19 protein-coding genes are annotated in these 18,263 nt (G+C 65.7%); 13 read left to right on the forward strand and 6 right to left on the reverse strand.

What is annotated here, in order from left to right; all coding sequences use genetic code 11:
- Positions 1–3: 3 nt before the first annotated feature.
- Genes ACTIF6_RS11660 through ACTIF6_RS11680 form a run of 5 tightly spaced genes read left to right on the forward strand, consistent with a single transcriptional unit; the run spans position 4 to position 4,220 of the window.
- Positions 4–936 carry an amidohydrolase family protein gene (locus tag ACTIF6_RS11660; protein WP_439588147.1) on the forward strand — a complete coding sequence of 311 codons (933 nt, stop codon included), beginning with the start codon at positions 4–6 and terminating at the stop codon, positions 934–936.
- Position 937: 1 nt separating this feature from the next.
- A complete protein-coding gene (gene ligA / locus ACTIF6_RS11665) occupies positions 938–1,378 on the forward strand; it encodes a protocatechuate 4,5-dioxygenase subunit alpha (protein WP_439588148.1) in 441 nt (146 codons plus the stop codon).
- Positions 1,379–1,380: 2 nt separating this feature from the next.
- Positions 1,381–2,247, forward strand: coding sequence for a class III extradiol dioxygenase subunit beta (locus tag ACTIF6_RS11670; RefSeq protein ID WP_439588149.1), 867 nt, complete (start codon positions 1,381–1,383; stop codon positions 2,245–2,247).
- A gap of 1 nt (position 2,248) precedes the next feature.
- A complete protein-coding gene (locus tag ACTIF6_RS11675) occupies positions 2,249–3,214 on the forward strand; it encodes a Gfo/Idh/MocA family oxidoreductase (protein WP_439588150.1) in 966 nt (321 codons plus the stop codon).
- 4 nt (positions 3,215–3,218) lie between these two features.
- Positions 3,219–4,220, forward strand: coding sequence for an aldo/keto reductase (locus ACTIF6_RS11680; protein ID WP_439588151.1), 1,002 nt, complete (start codon positions 3,219–3,221; stop codon positions 4,218–4,220).
- 3 nt (positions 4,221–4,223) lie between these two features.
- On the opposite strand, the gene ACTIF6_RS11685 is transcribed toward ACTIF6_RS11680, so the two are convergent.
- Genes ACTIF6_RS11685 through uraD form a run of 3 tightly spaced genes read right to left on the reverse strand, consistent with a single transcriptional unit; the run spans position 4,224 to position 6,216 of the window.
- A complete protein-coding gene (locus ACTIF6_RS11685) occupies positions 4,224–4,592 on the reverse strand; it encodes a hydroxyisourate hydrolase (protein ID WP_439588152.1) in 369 nt (122 codons plus the stop codon).
- An 8-nt stretch (positions 4,593–4,600) separates the two neighbouring features.
- Complete coding sequence (locus ACTIF6_RS11690; RefSeq protein ID WP_439588153.1) at positions 4,601–5,575, reverse strand: Bug family tripartite tricarboxylate transporter substrate binding protein; 975 nt, start codon at positions 5,573–5,575, stop codon at positions 4,601–4,603.
- Positions 5,572–6,216 (reverse strand): 2-oxo-4-hydroxy-4-carboxy-5-ureidoimidazoline decarboxylase, encoded by a 645-nt coding sequence (gene uraD, locus ACTIF6_RS11695; RefSeq protein WP_439588154.1) that lies wholly within the window; start codon positions 6,214–6,216, stop codon positions 5,572–5,574. The genes ACTIF6_RS11690 and uraD overlap by 4 nt, the downstream gene beginning before the upstream one ends.
- Before the next feature lie 24 nt (positions 6,217–6,240).
- On the opposite strand from uraD, the gene ACTIF6_RS11700 reads away from it, so the two are divergent.
- The 7 genes from ACTIF6_RS11700 to ACTIF6_RS11730 all read left to right on the forward strand — a co-directional run bounded on the left by ACTIF6_RS11700 (position 6,241) and on the right by ACTIF6_RS11730 (position 11,730).
- The gene (locus tag ACTIF6_RS11700) at positions 6,241–7,224 is read left to right on the forward strand and encodes a LysR family transcriptional regulator (protein WP_439588155.1); all 984 of its coding nucleotides are present in this window, start codon (positions 6,241–6,243) and stop codon (positions 7,222–7,224) included.
- Between the two features lie 58 nt (positions 7,225–7,282).
- A complete protein-coding gene (locus ACTIF6_RS11705; protein ID WP_439588156.1) occupies positions 7,283–7,753 on the forward strand; it encodes a Spy/CpxP family protein refolding chaperone in 471 nt (156 codons plus the stop codon).
- A gap of 15 nt (positions 7,754–7,768) precedes the next feature.
- The gene (locus ACTIF6_RS11710; protein ID WP_439588157.1) at positions 7,769–8,080 is read left to right on the forward strand and encodes a hypothetical protein; all 312 of its coding nucleotides are present in this window, start codon (positions 7,769–7,771) and stop codon (positions 8,078–8,080) included.
- 13 nt (positions 8,081–8,093) lie between these two features.
- Entirely contained in the window at positions 8,094–8,792 is a 699-nt protein-coding gene (locus ACTIF6_RS11715) for a response regulator transcription factor (protein ID WP_439588158.1), read from the forward strand.
- Entirely contained in the window at positions 8,789–10,168 is a 1,380-nt protein-coding gene (locus ACTIF6_RS11720; protein WP_439588159.1) for a HAMP domain-containing sensor histidine kinase, read from the forward strand. Before ACTIF6_RS11715 ends, ACTIF6_RS11720 begins: the two co-directional genes overlap by 4 nt.
- Before the next feature lie 76 nt (positions 10,169–10,244).
- A complete protein-coding gene (locus ACTIF6_RS11725) occupies positions 10,245–10,910 on the forward strand; it encodes a hypothetical protein (RefSeq protein ID WP_439588160.1) in 666 nt (221 codons plus the stop codon).
- Between the two features lie 10 nt (positions 10,911–10,920).
- Positions 10,921–11,730, forward strand: a complete 810-nt coding sequence (locus tag ACTIF6_RS11730) for a hypothetical protein (protein ID WP_439588161.1) — start codon at positions 10,921–10,923, stop codon at positions 11,728–11,730.
- 141 nt (positions 11,731–11,871) lie between these two features.
- Here ACTIF6_RS11730 and rpoD read toward each other — a convergent pair whose 3' ends face one another.
- Positions 11,872–14,199 (reverse strand): RNA polymerase sigma factor RpoD, encoded by a 2,328-nt coding sequence (rpoD, locus tag ACTIF6_RS11735; protein ID WP_439588162.1) that lies wholly within the window; start codon positions 14,197–14,199, stop codon positions 11,872–11,874.
- Between the two features lie 15 nt (positions 14,200–14,214).
- Here rpoD and ACTIF6_RS11740 point away from each other — a divergent pair, with 15 nt between their 5' ends.
- Entirely contained in the window at positions 14,215–14,397 is a 183-nt protein-coding gene (locus tag ACTIF6_RS11740; RefSeq protein WP_439588163.1) for a hypothetical protein, read from the forward strand.
- 92 nt (positions 14,398–14,489) lie between these two features.
- Here ACTIF6_RS11740 and dnaG read toward each other — a convergent pair whose 3' ends face one another.
- The gene (gene dnaG, locus ACTIF6_RS11745) at positions 14,490–16,385 is read right to left on the reverse strand and encodes a DNA primase (RefSeq protein ID WP_439588164.1); all 1,896 of its coding nucleotides are present in this window, start codon (positions 16,383–16,385) and stop codon (positions 14,490–14,492) included.
- Positions 16,386–16,416: 31 nt separating this feature from the next.
- Positions 16,417–18,225 (reverse strand): gamma-glutamyltransferase family protein, encoded by a 1,809-nt coding sequence (locus ACTIF6_RS11750; protein ID WP_439588165.1) that lies wholly within the window; start codon positions 18,223–18,225, stop codon positions 16,417–16,419.
- Between the last annotated feature and the right edge of the window lie 38 nt (positions 18,226–18,263).

Below are 18,263 nucleotides of genomic sequence, written 5' to 3' on the forward strand. Positions count from 1 at the left end.
GCCATGAGCAAACCGACATCGGGTGATTTCACCAAGACCGCTGGCTGGCTCGACTGGTACACCGGCCCGAGCAAGCCTCGCTTCCAGGTGCCCGCCGGCAGTGTGGACGCGCACTGCCACGTGTTCGGCCCGGGTGCCGAATTCCCCTATGCGCCCGAGCGCAAGTACACACCTTGCGACGCGAGCAAGCAGCAGCTCTTCGCGCTGCGCGACCACCTCGGCTTCGCGCGCAATGTGGTGGTGCAGGCCACCTGCCACGGTGCCGACAACCGCGCGCTGGTGGACGCGCTGGTGCACAGCGAAGGCAAGGCGCGTGGCGTGGCCACTGTCAAGCGCAGCGTGACCGATGAAGAACTGCAGCAGCTGCACGCCGCCGGCGTGCGCGGCGTGCGCTTCAATTTCGTCAAGCGCCTGGTGGACTTCACGCCCAAGGACGAGTTGATGGAGATCGCCGCGCGCATCCAGAAGCTGGGCTGGCACGTGGTCATCTACTTCGAGGCGGTGGACCTGCCCGAGCTGTGGGATTTCTTCACCGCCTTGCCCACGACCGTGGTCGTGGACCACATGGGCCGCCCCGACGTGAGCAAGCCGGTGGACGGCCCCGAGTTCGAGCTGTTCCTCAAGTTCATGCGCCAGCACCCCAACGTGTGGAGCAAGGTGAGCTGCCCCGAGCGCCTGTCGGTGACCGGCCCCAAGGCCCTGAACGGCGAGCAGGCGGCCTACCAGGACGTGGTGCCGTTCGCGCGCAAGGTGGTCGAGGAGTTTCCTGACCGCGTGCTCTGGGGCACCGACTGGCCGCACCCCAACCTGAAGGACCACATGCCCGACGATGGCCTGCTGGTCGATTTCATTCCGCAGATCGCGAAAACGCCAGAGCTGCAGAAGAAGCTGCTGGTGAGCAACCCGATGCGCCTGTACTGGCCGGAGGAAAACTGAGATGTCACTGGACAAACCCTACCTGGACGTGCCTGGCACGACCATCTTCGACGCCGAGCAGAGCCGAAAGGGCTACTGGCTCAACCAGTTCTGCATGAGCCTCATGAAGGCCGAGAACCGCGAGCGTTTCAAGAAAGACGAGCGCACCTACCTCGACCAGTGGGCCATGACGGAAGAGCAGAAGCAGGCCGTGCTGGCGCGCGACCTGAACTGGTGCATCCGCCTGGGCGGCAATATCTATTTCCTCGCCAAGATCGGTGCCACCGATGGCAGGAGCTTCCAGCAGATGGCGGGCTCCATGACGGGCATGACCGAGGACGAGTACCGCAACATGATGATCTCCGGTGGCCGATCGGTCGAGGGCAATCGCGTGGTGGGCGAAGACGGCTCCGCGCAGGCGCACCGGCAGCCGCAAGGCTCCGCTGGCAAGAAAGTGAATTGAACATGGCACGCATCACTGCATCCGTCTACACCTCGCACGTGCCCGCCATCGGTGCCGCGCTCGATCTGGGCAAGACGCAGGAACCCTACTGGCAGCCGGTCTTCAAGGGCTACGACTTCTCCAAGCAATGGATGAAGCAGAACAAGCCCGACGTGATCTTCCTGGTTTTCAACGACCACGCCACGGCGTTCAGCCTGGACATGATTCCCACCTTCGCCATCGGCACGGCGGCCGAATACCAGCCAGCCGACGAGGGCTGGGGTCCGCGCCCGGTGCCCAAGGTCACCGGTCATCCCGACCTGGCCTCGCACATCGCGCAGTCCGTCATCCAGCAGGACTTCGACCTCACCATCGTCAACAAGATGGACGTGGACCACGGCTTGACCGTGCCGCTCTCGCTGATGTGCGGGGAACAGGACCCGGTGAAGGGCGCCTGGCCCTGCCCGGTGATCCCCTTCGCCGTCAACGTGGTGCAGTACCCTGTGCCCAGCGGTCAGCGTTGCTACAACCTGGGCAAGGCGATCCGCAAGGCCGTGGAGACCTATGACGAAGACCTCAACGTGCAGATCTGGGGCACCGGCGGCATGAGCCACCAGCTGCAGGGACCGCGCGCGGGCTTGATCAACAAGACCTTCGACAATGCGTTTCTCGACAGACTCATCGCCGATCCGGATGGCCTGGCGAGAGTCCCGCACATCGACTACGTGCGCGAGGCCGGCAGCGAAGGCATCGAGCTGGTGATGTGGCTGATCGCGCGCGGTGCCATGGCCGATGTGGCCGGTGGCAAACCCCCGAAGGTGGCGCACCGCTTCTACCATGTGCCCGCGAGCAACACCGCCGTGGGCCACCTGATTCTGGAGAACAACTGACATGACCAACAAAACCATCAAAGTCGCCCTTGCGGGCGCGGGCGCTTTCGGCGTCAAGCACCTGGACGGCATCAAGAACATCGACGGCGTCGAGGTGATCTCGCTGATCGGGCGCGAGCTCGACAAAACCCAGGAAGTGGCCACCAAGTACGGCATCGGACACGTCACCACCGATCTGGCCGACTCGCTGGCCATCAAGGAACTGGACGCCGTGATCCTGTGCACGCCCACGCAGATACACGCAGAGCAGACCATCGCCTGCCTCAACGCCGGCAAGCATGTGCAGGTGGAGATTCCCCTGGCCGACAGCCTCAAGGGTGCGCAGGACGTGGTGGCGCTGCAGAAGAAGACCGGGCTGGTGGCCATGTGCGGTCACACGCGCCGCTTCAACCCCAGCCACCAGTACGTGAACAAGGAAATCACCGCGGGCAAGTTCAACATCCAGCAGATGGATGTGCAGACCTATTTCTTCCGCCGCACCAACACGAATGCATTGGGGCAGGCCCGCAGCTGGACCGACCACCTGCTGTGGCACCACGCAGCCCACACGGTCGACCTGTTCGCCTACCAGTGCGGCAGCCCGATCGTGCAGGCCAATGCGGTGCAGGGTCCGATCCATCCGGTGCTGGGCATTGCGATGGACATGAGCATCCAGCTCAAGGCCGCCAATGGCGCCATCTGCACGCTCAGCCTGAGCTTCAACAACGACGGCCCGCTCGGCACCTTCTTTCGCTACATCGGCGACACCGCGACCTACATCGCGCGCTACGACGACCTGTTCAACGGCAAGGAAGAGAAGATCGATGTGTCCAAGGTGGCGGTGAGCATGAACGGCATCGAGCTGCAGGACCGCGAGTTCTTCGCTGCGATTCGCGAAGGGCGTGAGCCCAATTCGAGTGTGGCGAAAGTGTTCGCCTGCTACGAGGTCTTGCACAAGCTGGAACAACAACTGAACGCGAATGGCTGACCCGATGCAACAACGAAAACTCGGTCCCTTCAAGGTCTCGGCCATCGGCCTGGGCTGCATGAACATCTGCCATGCCTATGGCGCACCGATCCCGCCCGAGCAGGCTGAGCGCCTGCTGCTCTCGGCGCTGGACCAGGGTGTGACGCACTTCGACACCGCCGCGCTTTACGGTTTTGGTGTCAGCGAGACACTGGTGGGCAAGGCGCTCTCGAAGCACCGCAGCCAGTTCACCCTGGCGAGCAAGTGCGGCATGCAGGGCGTGGACGTGGCCGGCGACGGCAAGCTGGTGCGCGTGATCGACGGCCGGCCCGAGACGCTGCGCGCCACCTGCGAGGCCGCGCTCAAGCGCCTGAAGACCGAGGTGATCGACCTCTACTACCTGCACCGCTGGGACAAGCAGGTGCCGGTGGAGGACAGCGTGGGTGCGCTGAGCGACCTGGTGCGTGCGGGCAAGATCCAGACCATCGGCCTGTCTGAGGTGTCGGCGGCGACCCTGCGCAAGGCGCACTCGGTGCACCCCGTCACCGCCGTGCAGAACGAGTACTCCCTGTGGACGCGCAACCCCGAGATCGCGATGCTGCAGGCCTGCCGCGAGCTGGGCGTGAGCTTCGTCGCCTTCAGCCCGGTGGCGCGTGGCTTCCTGGGTGGCCCGCTGGACGTGACCGCGTTCGATGCCAAGGACGTGCGGCGCACCATGCCGCGCTTCACGCCGGAGCATTACGCGGCCAACCTGAAGCTGCTGAAGCCTTACGAGGCCATCGCTCGCGAAGTGGGCTGCACACCGGCGCAGCTCGCCATTGCCTGGCTGCTGCACAAGGACGAGGGCATCCTGCCGATTCCCGGCACGGCGCGTGAGGACCACCTGCGTGACAACGTGGCCGCCGCGGACGTGAAGCTGGACGCCGCCACGATGGCAAAACTCGAAGCCCTGATCAACCAGCAGACCGTGAGCGGCAACCGCTACAGCGAGCAGGCCAATCGCGAGGTCGACTCCGAAACGTATTGACGCTCAGGCGCCGCCGCGGAAGAGCGAAAAACCCCAGGCCGTGAACTTGAACGGCAGGTGATAGTGCTGAATCGGGTCGGCGATGTGGAAGCGGTAGGGCACGACTTCCAGAAACACCGGGCTGCTCGTGGCATGGTCCTGGCTGCGGTAGAAGTCACCCACAGCGAAGCGCACTTCGTAGCCGCCTTCGGTGATGGCGTCACTCATGAGGGCAGGGTGCTGCAGCAGACCATTGCTGCCCACCAGCCCTTCGGCCAGTAGCGGCCCCTGGGGTTGGCCATCCGGCCCCAGGCGGACCACTTCCACACGAAGGCCCACGGCCAGCCGGCCACTGGCCACGTCCACGCAATGAATCGAGATACCGCCGCTCATGGTGGCGCTCAATTCAGGCGTGCGCCGGAAGCCTTGACGGCCGGCGCCCATTCGTTCACCTGGTCGGTGACGAACTGGGTGAACTTGGCCGTGCTCATGGCCTCAGGTTCCACGCCCAGGTCGGCCAGACGCTTGGCCACGTCGGGGCGCGCGACCACTTCTGCCACGGCCTTGTGCACCTTCTCCACGACCTCATTGGGAATGCCCGCCGGTGCCGAGATGCCGAGGAAGTTTTCAGCCAGCAGCTTGGGATAACCCGCTTCGACCACGGTGGGCACGTTGGGTGACATGGCGGAGCGCGCGCGCGAGGTGACCGCGATGCCGGTGAGCTTGCCGTCTTTCATGTAGGGCACGTTCTGCGTGAGCGTGTCCACCGCGAACTGCAGGGTGCCGCCGAGCAGGTCGTTGTGCATGGGCGAGGAACCCTTGTACGGCACGTGCTCCATGTTCAGCTTGTACTGCTGCTTGAACATCTCGCCGACGATGTGGCCGATAGAGCCCACGCCGCCCGAGCCGTAGTTCACCGGCTTGGCCTGCGCGTTGATCCACTTGATCAACTCGGGCATGGTCTTGGCGGGCACGGACGGATGGACCACGAACACATTCGGCACCGAGCCGATGTAGGCCACGTGCGTGAAGCTTTTCACCGGGTCGTAGGGCGACTTGTCCATCATGAACGGCGAGATGCTCATGGGCGCCGTGTTGGACAGCAGCAGGGTGTAGCCATCGGGCGCGGCGCGCGCCACTTCATTGGCGCCGATGGTGCTGCCCGCGCCGGGCTTGTTTTCCACGATCACGGTCTGGCCCAGCTTCTCCTGCAGGCCCGGTTGCAGCAACCGCGCCACGATGTCCGATGAACCGCCGGGCGAGAAGGTGACGACGATCCGGATGGGCTTCTGGGGCCACGCCTGGGCGTGGGCTTGTGGCAGCGCCAGGCAGAGCAGGGCGCCGGTGGTCAGGACGAGGTGGCGGGGAATTTTCATGACGGGCTTCCTGAAAAGGTGGGGACGGCGGAGGGGGTGGTGGGAGACGGAGAGGGGTGGGACACGGTCCGGTTCAACCGGCCGCGCATGACTTCGCAGACCTGCTGCAGCGCGCCCAGGCGTTCGGTGGCGACGTCCTGGCGGAGCCGCTCGTCGAAGTCCTGGAGCACGGAAGCGAGCGTGCCATGCAGGCGCAGCGCCGCAATGAAGGGAAAACCGAAGCGCTCCTGGTAGCGCTGATTGAGGATTTCGATCCGCTGCACGGTCGAGGCATCCAGGGCCAGGAGTCCGAGGCGGCCCTGTTCACTTTGTGAGTCCGACGTCATGGTGCCGGCGCGGGCTTCCTGCCCGGCGAGTTCGGGGTGACCGCGCAGCAGCGCCAGTTGTTCACCGTTGCTCGCACCCAGGATGACGTCGGCCATGGCGCGGTAAAGCTGATCGGGGTTGGCAAACGGACGTGCGGCCCAGGCACGCCGAGCCACCCAGGGTGAGTGTTCCACCACCGGGCCGAGCAGGTCGCCAAAGCCGGTTTCGTCCAGGGCCAGGAATTCAGCCCAGGGCATCGGTGCAGGGGTCAGGGTGTTCATGATGGGCGGAGTTTGCGACGCCAGTGCATTGCTGTCCATCGCATAATTGGCCATGTTCCGTTCCAATTTTCAGAACGCATGAGCAACCTCAATCAACTGCTTCATCCCAAGGCGCTGCGTTACGTGGCGGCAGTGGCCCAGCTCGGTTCGGTCCAGGCGGCGGCGCGCGAGGTATCCATCTCCGCCTCGGCGATCGATCGCCACATCCTGATGCTCGAGGAAGACCTTGAGCTGCCGCTGTTCGAACGCCAGCCGCGTGGCATGCGGCTGACCGCTGCGGGCGAACTGCTGCTCGCGCTTTCGCAGCGCTGGAAGGCAGACCTGAACCGGACGCTCTCCGACATCAAGCACCTGCAGGGCGTGAGCCAGGGACACCTGAGGCTGGCCGCCATGGACAGCCATGTGAACGGCCTGTTGCCCGAGTTCGTGCTGGCGGTGGCGCAGGAGCATCCCGGCATCGTGCTGGAGGTGGACATCGTGAGTCCCGACGAGGCCGTACAACGGTTGCGTGCGGGCGACGTGGACCTGGCGGTGGCCTTCAACCTCAAGCCCGGCCGCGATCTGCACATCGTTGCCACGGCCGACCTGCCGCTGGGCTGCGTGGTGGCGCCAGGGCATCCGCTCGCGTCACACGGGCAGGTGAGTTTCAAGGACGTGGCCGCCTGGCCGCTGGCTGCGCAGAGCAAGGTGCTGGCGATCCGGCGCTACCTGGAACGGCGCCACAACTGGCTGCTGCAGGAGGCCCGGCCGCCGCTGGTGACGAACTCATTGCAACTCGTCAAAAGCCTGGTGCGAAGCGGCAGCCATGTGGCGCTCACTTCCGAGCTCGATGCGGGCCCGGAGATCCTCGCGGGCCAACTGCGCTTCGTACCGCTGAAGGACAAGAGTGCGCAACCGCAGACGGTGGGGGTGGCGGTGAGCGCCGGGCGCGCGCTGCCGCACATTGCGCGCATGGTGGCCGAGCGCCTGGGTGCGCATGTGATCGACTACCTGGCGCGGGTGCGCGCGGTGGGCGTTGATACAAACCGAAAGAAACCGAAACCGCGCCGAGACCCGAAGTAGCGGCGGCCTGGGCACCATGACAGACATGTTCAACAGCCCTTCGCAAAGGACTTCCATCATGAAACCCTGGATCAAACGCACCCTCATGGCCTTCACTGGCGTTTCCATCGCGATCGGCGGCCTTGCCGCCTGCGGCACGCGCGGCCACCACGAGCGTGCCCCCATGAGTGCAGAGAAGATGGCCGAGGTGCGAGGCAAGGTGGTCGGGCGCATCACCAGCAAGCTCGACCTCGACGCTGCTCAGCAGCAGAAGCTGAATGTGCTGGCCGACAAGGTGCAAGCCCAGCGTGCGGCCTTCATCGGGCAGACCACCGACCCGCGCGCCGAGTTGCGTTCGCTGGTGTCGGCCGAAAAGTTCGACCGCGCCCGCGCGCTGAACCTGCTCGACGAAAAGACCCGCGTGTTGCAGGTCAGCAGCCCCGAGGTGATCAACGCCCTGGCCGATTTCTACGACAGCCTCAACCCGACGCAGCAGGCCGAAGTGCGCGAGCGCATGGCGCAGCGCAAGGGCTGGTTCGGTCGCGGTTGACGCTGCGAGACGGCGATGTCACCGGCATTGCAAGCCATTGGCCAGCCGTTGCGCGACCACGGTCCCGCGCTGCTGGCCGACGTGGACGACCCGCACGATGAGCTGCTGGCCCTGGTCTGGGGCCCGCGCTTCGACCGTGAGCACGCGCTGGGCCTGTGGGCCCGGTTCTCGCGCCGCCAGCCCGCTGAAGCGGTGCACACGCTGCCGGCCATCCTGTCGGTGGCCGACCGCTTCGATGGCATGGACACCGGAGCCCAGCAGCGCCTGCGCCGGCTCATCCTGCGTCACCGTGCCATGAGCGATGTGGGCCCAGACGCGGTGATGTGAGTGAGAATGCCGCATGCACCGTGTCTTGCTGATTGACGACGACGAACAGTTGGGGGCGCCGCTGGCCACCTATTTCCAGCGCTTCGAGCTGGCCTTGACGCACGCGCTGCGGCCCAGCGAAGGCCTGGCGCGGTTGCGCGCCGGTTCGTTCGAGGTTGCGATCCTGGATGTGATGCTGCCCGAGATGGATGGCTTCGAACTCTGTCGCACCATTCGCAAGGAAAGCGACATTCCCATCGTGATGCTCACCGCGCGCGGTGATGTGATGGACCGCGTGGTCGGCCTGGAACTCGGCGCCGACGACTACCTGCCCAAGCCTTTCGAGCCGCGCGAACTGGTTGCGCGCATCCAGACCGTGCTGCGCAGGCGCAATGGCCAGAACGGCCCGGCAGCAGCGGCGCCGTCGCCGGGGGTGCTGGCGTTCGAGGGCCTGAGCATCGACCCCGCCCGCCGCAGCGTGACGCGCCAGGGTGAGGCGGTGGAACTCACCGGCACCGAGTTCGAATTGCTTCACCTGCTCGCGCGCGAGAGTGGCCGCGTGTTCAGCCGCGACGACATCCTCAACCAGTTGCGCGGGCACGATGCAGACCTCTACACCCGGGCCGTCGACATCGTGGTCAGTCGCCTGCGCAGAAAGCTCGAGCCGCTGGACTGCATCAAGACCCTGCGCAACGCCGGTTACTCGCTCGCCTTGCGCCGCCTCACGCCGTGACCACGCCTGCGCTTCCCTGGTACCGCCGCGCCTTTGCGGCCCTGCGCTGCTCCCTCAGGTTGCGCCTCGTGCTGGTTTTTCTGCTGCTGGCCATGGGCATGGCCTTCACCTTCATCAGCGGCGCGCAGAAGGCGTTCTCGGTCGGTTGGCGTGAGGCGGCCAGACCCCTGCTGATGGACTATGTGGACCGCCTCGGCACCGAGGTCGTGGTGGGCGGCACGCCCAGCGTCGAGCGCGCGCAGGCGCTCACGCAGCGCCTGCCGGTGACCATTGCCATCAGCGGACCGCAGGTGAACTGGCGGTCACATCCCGATCAGATCAAGCCACACTGGAAGCGCGACCGCCCGCGCGACGCCGATGGCGACGGCCCCGGCTGGGGAGACGACCAGGACTGGGACGGCCTGCTCCTGCGAACCACGGCGGACGGTCACCGCATCGAGTTCGGCCTGAACGACGCTGCTTTCGAGCGCCGGCCAAAACTGATCGGTTTCACCCTGGGCGTGTTGTTGCTGCTCACGCTGCTGGCCTACCTGTACGTGCGCAAGCTGTTGCGCCCGCTGGACGACATCCGCCAGGGCGCACAGCGCTTCGGGGCGGGCGAGTTCGGCCAGCCCATCCCCGTGCGACGACCGCATCGGCCCGATGAACTGGGTCAGCTCGCCACCACCATCAACACCATGGGCCACGACATTCACCAGATGCTCGAAGCCCAGCGCGCGCTGCTGCTCGCGATCAGCCATGAGCTGCGAAGCCCTTTGACCCGCGCGCGCCTCAACACCGAGTTGCTGCCGGAATCCGAAGACATCGCAGGGCAGCGTGAGGCCCTGCTGCGAGACCTGGCCGAAATGGCACGCCTCATCAGCGACTTGCTGGAGAGCGAGCGCCTCGCCAGCCGACACCAGGCGCTGCACCGCGAGCTCACCGATCCCGCTGTGCTCGCCAGAGAAGTGATTGACGAACTGGCGATCACGCAGACCGCGGCGAGCACCATTCGGCTGAGCACCCCTTCTGGCCTGCCCACGCTGCCGCTGGACCGCATCCGCGTGCGGCTGCTGCTGCGCAACCTGCTGGACAACGCCCTGCGCCACAGCGCCGGCGCGTCTCAGCCCGTGGAGTTGCACATCCACCCCGATGCCACGGGCGACCAGGGCGTGCTTATCGAGGTGCGCGACCATGGCCCGGGCGTGCCCGACGACCAGTTGCCTCACCTGGCCCAACCCTTTTTCCGCCCCGATACCGCCCGCACCCGAAGCGCCGGTGGCGTGGGCCTGGGACTCTACCTCTGCCGCTTGGTGGCAGAGGCGCACGGCGGTAACTTCGCGGTGCGCAATGCGCGACCGGGTCTCGCCGTGACGGTGACCTTGCCTGGCGCTTGAGGTCGTCGACAAACCGGGTTGCTTTTCCGTTTGCCTTTTGTTATTCTTTGTTCGCAATTCACGAATAAAGAATGATATGCAACTGAAGCCGCAAGATTTTCTGCTGTCACTGAAACTCGTCGCCCTGGCTGGCCAGCGATGGACCTACGCCAGCATCGCCAACGACCTGGGCCTGAGCGCTTCCGAGGCACACGCCTGCGTGAAGCGTGGCTTGCAGGCCGGCCTCATGGAAAACAACCCCGTGTGGCCGGTCGCGGCAACGTCTGGTGGCGTGCTGGAAGAGCCTGCAGCGCTGTATCGGGTGCGAGCCAGACCGCGCAGGCCGAGCAAGCTTGCTGTGGCGCGTGGGGTGGTCAGCGAAGCAGCGCCTTCGATGAACGACAACCCTGCGCGCGCGCACTTCGCGAACCTCGCCGAGTTCGCCGTACACGGCGCGCGGTACGCGTTTCCTGCTCAGCGCCTGCCCAGTTCGCCGGGCGTTCCCACGGGGCACAGTTGGCCTGCCGCAGCTCGCTGGTTGACCCAGCGTGCGGCTCCATGGGTCTGGCCGCATCTGCAAGGGCCGGCGCGGGGCGAGGGGATCGAGCCGCTGCATCCCGGCGTTCCGTATGCGGCCATGCACGATGGCACCCTGCACGAAATGCTCGCTCTGGTCGACGCGATGCGCGCGGGTGATGCCAGCGATCGGGAGGGTGCCGCTCGGGGACTCCGGGAACTGATCGGCCACCGCTCCACGCGGTAGGAGCAGGGGCATGTTCGACTGTTTCCTTGGCATCGGCTATTCCGGCGCACAGACGCCCTTGACCCGTTTGAAAGGTCTGCAGGTCTACGCCGCGCGGCCGGGTTTGCGAGGCGCGCAGCGCTGGGATTGTCCGCAGACCGATTCCCGCAGCGAGTGCTTGAACTGGAACCGCCGCGAAGTGGCCGAGCGATTGCGTGACGAAGTTCTTCAGGGCACGCGCTTCCTGGCCGGCATGGACCACGGTTTTTCAATGCCGGTCTCCCATTTCGGGCGTCACCAACTGGACGCCTGGCCCGCATTTCTCAACCACTTCCTGGCGCACTGGCCCACGCATGAGGACCGGGTGGGCGTGGATGCGGTCAGGCGCCGACTGCTTCAGCAGCAGCGCAACAGTGCCTGGGGCGCAGCGCAACAGGACGCACCGGGCGAGGCGCTTCGCCTGACCGAACGCTGGACAGTCTCGGCCCGCAGCGTCTTTCTTTTCGATGTGCATGGGGTGGCCGCGAAGGCCGCTCACGCCGGCATTCCCTGGCTGAAATGGCTGCGCGACGAGGTCGGCAACCGTTTGCACTTCTGGCCATTCGATGGCTGGCAACTGCCCACCGACAAGTCGGTGATCGTGGAGGTTCACCCGTCCATCTTTCGTCGCCGTTATCCGCGCGAGCGGCGCGAATCGGACGAGCACGACGCCTACGCCACCGCGCGCTGGATGGCCGACATGGCCGCGCGCGGCGCTCTGGAAGCCTGCTTTCAGCCACCGCTCACGCCCATGGAGCGCGATGTCGCCGAACTTGAAGGCTGGATGCTGGGCGTGCGTTGAACCATGAAAAATGGCCCCCACGCTCCGCCGCTCCGCGGGTCGCTGCCCCCCGCGGGGGTGTTTTTCATCTTGGGGGCGGCCCGGCGATGAAAAAAGGGGAGCCCGCGGCTCCCCTTTTCTCTGCTTGCAGGTGCGCGCGTTTTACAGCGTGTCGATGAAGCTGCGCAATTTGTCCGAGCGGCTCGGGTGCTTGAGCTTGCGAACGGCCTTGCTTTCGATCTGGCGGATGCGCTCGCGCGTCACGTCGAACTGTTTGCCCACTTCTTCCAGTGTGTGGTCGGTGGACATCTCGATGCCGAAGCGCATGCGCAGCACCTTGGCTTCGCGCGGCGTGAGGCTGTCGAGGATTTCCTTGACCACTTCGCGCAGGCCGGCCTGCATGGCCGCTTCGATGGGCGCGGTGTTCGCCTGGTCTTCAATGAAATCGCCCAGGTGCGAATCGTCGTCGTCACCGATCGGCGTTTCCATCGAGATCGGCTCTTTCGCGATCTTCATGATCTTGCGGATCTTGTCCTCGGGCATCTCCATCTTCTCGGCCAGAATGGACGCATCGGGCTCGAAACCGAATTCCTGCAAGTGCTGGCGGCTGATGCGGTTCATCTTGTTGATGGTCTCGATCATGTGCACCGGAATGCGGATGGTTCGAGCCTGATCCGCAATGGACCGGGTGATGGCCTGGCGGATCCACCAGGTGGCGTAGGTCGAGAACTTGTAGCCACGGCGGTATTCGAATTTGTCCACCGCCTTCATCAGGCCGATGTTGCCTTCCTGGATCAGGTCGAGGAACTGCAGACCACGGTTGGTGTACTTCTTCGCGATCGAGATCACCAGGCGCAGGTTGGCCTCGATCATTTCCTTCTTGGCATCGCGCGACGTGGCTTCGCCTTCGTTCATGCGCTTGTTGATGTCCTTCAGGTGCGCCAGCGGCACGACCACGCTGCTCTGGATGTTCATCAGCCCCTGCTGCAGTTCCTGGATCGGGGGGATGTTGCGCTCCATCACCACGCTCCAGGGCTTGCCGGCGGCAGCCTGCTTTTCCACCCACTTCAGGTTCAGCAGGTTGGCCGGGAATTCAGCGATGAACTTCTCCTGCGGCATGCCGCACTTGTCCACGATGATGCGGCGCAGTTCGCGTTCCTTCTTGCGCACTTCATCCACCTGGTTGCGCATGGTGCTGCACAGCTTCTCGATCGCCTTCGCGGTGAAGCGGATCGACATCAGCGTCTCGGTGATGGACTTCTGCGTCTTGAGGTAGGCGGGCGTGCCGTAACCTTCCTTGTCGTAGGTCTTGTGCAGCTTTTCGAACAGCGCGCGCATGGTGTCGAAACGCGTGAGCGCCTCGCGCTTGAGCTCTTCCAGCTTGCGGGTGAGCGCCTTGGAGCCGCCCTTGCCGTCGTCGTCATCGGCTTCATCGTAGTCGTCGAAGTCTTCTTCGGCCACATAGTCGTCGGCCTCGTCGGCATCGGCAAAGCCGTCGACCACGGTGGAGATGACGACCTTGCCTTCGCGGATGTCCTCGGCCATGACCAGGATCTCGGCGATGGTGGCCGGGCTCTCGCTGATGGCGGCCATCATGTCGTTCAGACCGCCCTCGATGCGCTTGGCGATCTCGATCTCACCTTCGCGGGTGAGCAGTTCAACCGTGCCCATTTCGCGCATGTACATGCGCACCGGGTCGGTGGTGCGGCCGAACTCGCTGTCCACCGTGGACAGGGCGGCTTCGGCTTCTTCCTCGGCTTCCTCTTCGGTGGCAGCGGTCGGGCCGGTGTTGTTCAGCAGGAGGGTCTCGGCGTCGGGCGTCTGTTCGTAGACGGCCACGCCCATGTCGTTGAGCAGAGACACCACCACTTCCAGCGTCTCGGCTTCCACCAGCTTGTCGGGCAGGTGGTCGTTGATTTCGCCGTGCGTGAGGTAGCCACGCGTCTTGCCCAGCTTGATCAGGGTTTTCAGGCGTTCGCGGCGGTTGCGCGCTTCCTCTTCGGAGAGGATGGTCTCGTCCAGACCGAATTCCTTCATCAGCGCGCGCTCTTTCGCCTTGCTGATCTTCATGCGCAACGGTTTGACCTTCTCGGTCGTCTGCGCGGTGGTGTCGACCGCTTCGGCTTCAACTTCGCCCGTCAGGTCATCCTCGATGTCGCTCAGGTCGGCATCGTCCAGGTCCGCATCGGCCTTGCCTTTGCCTTTGGCATCCGCCTTGGGCTTGCGGCCCCGCTTGGCCGCGGGCGCTTCGGCCACTTCGGCTTTCGCAGGGCGACCAGCCTTTTTCTTCGCGGTGGTTTCTTCGATCGGCTCGGCCTTGGCGGCGGATTTCTTGGCGGGCGCGGCCTTGGCCGCGGGCTTGGCGGGGGTCTTCTGAGTCACAGCAGGGGCTTTCTTGGGGGGCGAAGCCGGGGCAGCAGCGCGTGGGCTGGCCTTCTTGGCGGTCTTGGTGCTGGACACGACGGGCGTACTGGATTTCTTCGCGGGCATGAGGACCTCAAAAAAATGTCGAACTGGAACCGGCAGATCACACAAAAACGCCTGAAGGCCGCGCGGCGCGGTCACCCCGGTGATTTTGAAGGGCACATCGCCCGCGCCTTGCCGGAAGGTGCGGGCCTGCAAGCTGTGGGGGCGAACATTTGGTGTGCAGTCCTTGCGGAGTTCCGTCAGGACCGGACGGGTCGCTGAGGTGGCCAGGAGGGTGTCCATGTAGCCCCGTTGCTGGGGGCCGGGCCGGTGCCGGAGGTGCTGCTGTCGCGCTTGCGGTGCAAAACCGTGGATTATACCGCCGGGTCGCCGATTTTGTGCTCTAGCGCCTTGCGTAGGGCCTGGATCTCCCGGTAGCGGTCCAGTTGTCGTGGATCCTGAGCGGAGAGTGCGATGGCCTCGCTCTCCATTGCTTTGAGGTGCTCGATGCGCAGGCGCGTCATCACTTCCTGTAGTTCCTGCACCTCCTGAATTTCCGCATCCGGCTCCGTGGGCATCACCACCTGTTCGGCTTGCGCGCAGGCGAACAACTCGTGCTCGTGGCCGCGCAAGGCCTCGCGCAGGGCGGCCCAGGGCTGCGGGCCGTGTTCATGCAACTGGCCTTCCAGCCAACTGAACACCGGTCCGTGAGGCGCCTCCAGGTGCGCCAGCAGCGCGTGGTCGTCGGCAGAGAGGCTGTCCCAGGCCAGTGGATTGGCCAGCAGCAGCCCCACAGCGCGGTCGGCGCGACTGGCCACGCCGCGCCGGTGACCCGGCGCTCGACGGGCAGGTGGTGTTGAGGCCGCGCGGCGCGTGGCACCGGCATCTGAATCCCGTTTCCGTGCGCGGCTGGGGGGGTCGGCCGGCCCGCCTCGAGGCTGTCCTCGCTGGCCACCGCCTTGCTGCCATAGCTGGATCAGGTCCTGGCTGTCCAGGGCGATGGCGTCGGCCAGTTCACCGATGAGCTGGCGCTTGAGGGCACCATCAGGCAACGCCCCCCACAGCGGCCGCGCCTGACTCGCCATGCGAGCGCGACCTTCGGCACTGGAGAGGTCACAGTCTGCGCTGGCGGCCTCGATCAGGAAACGCGACAGCGGCACGGCTTCCTTCACGCACTGGGCAAAGGCGGCTTCGCCATTCGCCCGAACGAAGCTGTCCGGGTCGTGCTCGGCGGGCAGAAAGAGGAACTTCACACTGCGCGTGTCGGTGGCCAGGGGCAGGGCGGCATCCAGCGCCTTGCGCGCGGCGCGCCGGCCCGCGCCGTCGCCATCGAAGCTGAAGACCACCGCATCGGTGAATCGAAAGAGCTTCTGCACGTGGTCGGGCGTGCAGGCCGTGCCCAGCGTGGCCACGGCATTGGCAAAACCGAGCTGGGCCAGGGCGACCACGTCCATGTAGCCCTCGGTCACCAGCGCGTAGCCCGCCACGCGGATGGCGGTGCGCCCTTCGAACAAGCCGTAGAGTTCGCGGCCCTTGCTGAACACCGGCGTCTCGGGCGAGTTGAGATACTTGGGCTCGCCCTTGTCAAGCACACGCCCGCCAAAGCCGATGCACTCGCCTTTGACGTTGCGGATCGGGAACATGATGCGGTCGCGGAACCGGTCGTAACGCTTCGACTGGCCATCGGCGCCTTTCTCGTCCTCGTGCTCGATGACCATGCCCGATTCCACCAGCAGGGGGTCCTGGTAGTCGGGGAACACACTGGCCAGGGAGCGCCAGCCTTCAGGCGCGTAGCCCAGGCCGAAAGTCTTGGCGATCTGGCCCGAGAGGCCCCGACCCTTGAGGTAATCCACCGCGCGCGGCGACACCTTGAGTTGTTTCGCATAGGCCTGTGCCGCTTTCTCCAGCACGTCGGTGAGCGTGGCCTGCTTCTGGCGTTGCTGCGCGGCGCGCTCGCGGTCCTGCGGCGAGGACTCTTCCTCGGGCACCTGCAGGCCGGTTTGTTGCGCCAGGTCTTTCACGGCCTCGATGAAACTCATGCCCGCGTGCTCCATGAGGAAGCCGATGGCGTTGCCGTTGGCCCCGCAGCCGAAGCAGTGGTAGAACTGTTTGGTCGGGCTGACGCTGAACGAGGGCGACTTCTCGCCATGGAACGGGCACAGGCCCATCAGGTTGGCACCGCCCTTCTTGAGCTGCACGTAGCGACCCACCACGTCGACCACGTCCACGCGGTTGAGCAGTTCCTGAATGAAGGTCTGGGGGATCGCCACCGGGCTATTCTGACCGATGGCCTCTGGCGCTTCAGTCCCCGGCGACGATGCCCTCGCGGCGCGGGTCGGCGCCGCCCAGCCACACCGGCTGTCCCCGCTGCGTGCCGCGCTGGATCGCTTGAAGACCGCTGGTCATTTCCGGTTCTTCCACCGTGTGGCCGCGATCGCGCAAAGCCTGAACCGTGGGTGCCGGGAATCGGCTCTTCTCGAGCAGCAGCGCTGCGCCCGTGGTGCCGAAGTTGGGCAGGTTGATCGCGTCCTGAGGAGAGAGTCCCCATTGCAGCGCGCCATGCAGCGTCTTGGCGGTGAAGTGGATGATGAGCGCACCACCCGGGCTGCCGGCGCTCATGAGCAGTTCTCCACTGGCCTTGTCGAACACCAGGGTGGGCGACATTGAGGAGCGCGGGCGCTTGCCAGGCTCGACGCGGTTGGCGATCGGCCGGCCCTGCGCGTCGCGCGGTGCGAAGCTGAAGTCGGTGAGCTCGTTGTTGAGCAGGAAGCCGCCGGCACGTTGCGGGTCGGTGCTGACCATCAGGCGAGAGCCGAACGCAGCCTCGATGGTGGTCGTCATGGCCAGGGCATTGCCGAAACGGTCCACGATGCTGATGTGGCTGGTGCCGTATTCCATCTGCTCGGGCATGGGCGCCCAGCTCACTTGCGTGCCACCGGGCTGGCCGGCGGGCGCCTGCGGTATGCGGGTGGGCGTGATCAGGCGCGCGCGCTCGTCAAGGTAGCGCGCATCCAGCAGGCTGCTCCAACGGCCGCCGGGCGCGGCGACGAAGTCGGGGTCGGCCACGTATTGCGCGCGGTCGGCAAAGGCCAGGCGCGAGGCTTCGGTGTAGCTGTGCAGCCAGTCGGCCGAGGGCAGTCCGCCAGACATCGCGCCTCGAACCAGCGGCTCTTGCGCCTGCGGCGTGCGCGCAAGCAGCCCCAGGATCTGCCCAACGGCGATGGCACCAGAACTCGGCGGCGGGAAGCCGCAGATGCGCAGCGCGCGCTGGACGGCCACGTGGTCGTGGCACAGCGCCTCGCGCTCGCGCGGTTGGTAGCGTTTGAGGTCGTCCAGGCTCAGGTGGCCGGGCCGCACGGGATGCTGCTGCACCTTGTCCACGATGGCCCGCGCCACTGGCCCTTCGTGCAGCGCGATCGGACCCTGTAACGCGAGGTTGCGCAACACCTGCGCCAGTTCGGGGTTGCGCAGCACATGGCCGACAGGGTGCGGCTGGCCGTCCGGGCGGTAGAAGTAGGCCGCAGCCACAGGATCGCTCTTGAGCGCCGTTTCCGACAGCAGCAGCGTGTGCAGGCGTGGGCTCACCGCAAAGCCCTGTTCGGCCAGCGCAATGGCGGGCTCGAACAGTCGAGCCCACGGCAGCTTGCCATGTTGCCGGTGGGCCTGCGCCAGCATCATCACGGCCCCGGGCACCCCGACCGAAAGGCCACTTGTCACGGCCTCCATGAATGGCCGCGGCTTGCCCTGCGAATCCAGGAACAGCTGCTCGGTGGCGGCAGCAGGCGCGGTCTCGCGGCCGTCGAAAGCCTGGATGCGGCGCCCATCGTGGTGCAGCAGGAAGGCGCCACCACCGATGCCACTGGACTGCGGCTCCACCAGCGTGAGCACCATCTGCACCGCGATGGCCGCATCCACCGCACTGCCGCCTTCGCGAAGGATGCGCGCGCCGGCCTCGGTGGCGAGCGGATTGGCGGCGGCCACCGCCTGGCGCTGGAAGGTCCAACCGGGCTTGACCGTCAGGCCGGAGGCCCGCTCAGGTTGCTGTTCGGGCGCGATGACGGTGCATGCACCCAGCAGCCACAGCACAGACATCGAAGCAAGACGTTTCATTTGCAACCCCATCTGCATCAAGGAGGGGAAGTCTATCC

Source organism: Hydrogenophaga sp. (assembly GCF_051860785.1).
Taxonomy (GTDB): domain Bacteria; phylum Pseudomonadota; class Gammaproteobacteria; order Burkholderiales; family Burkholderiaceae_C; genus Hydrogenophaga.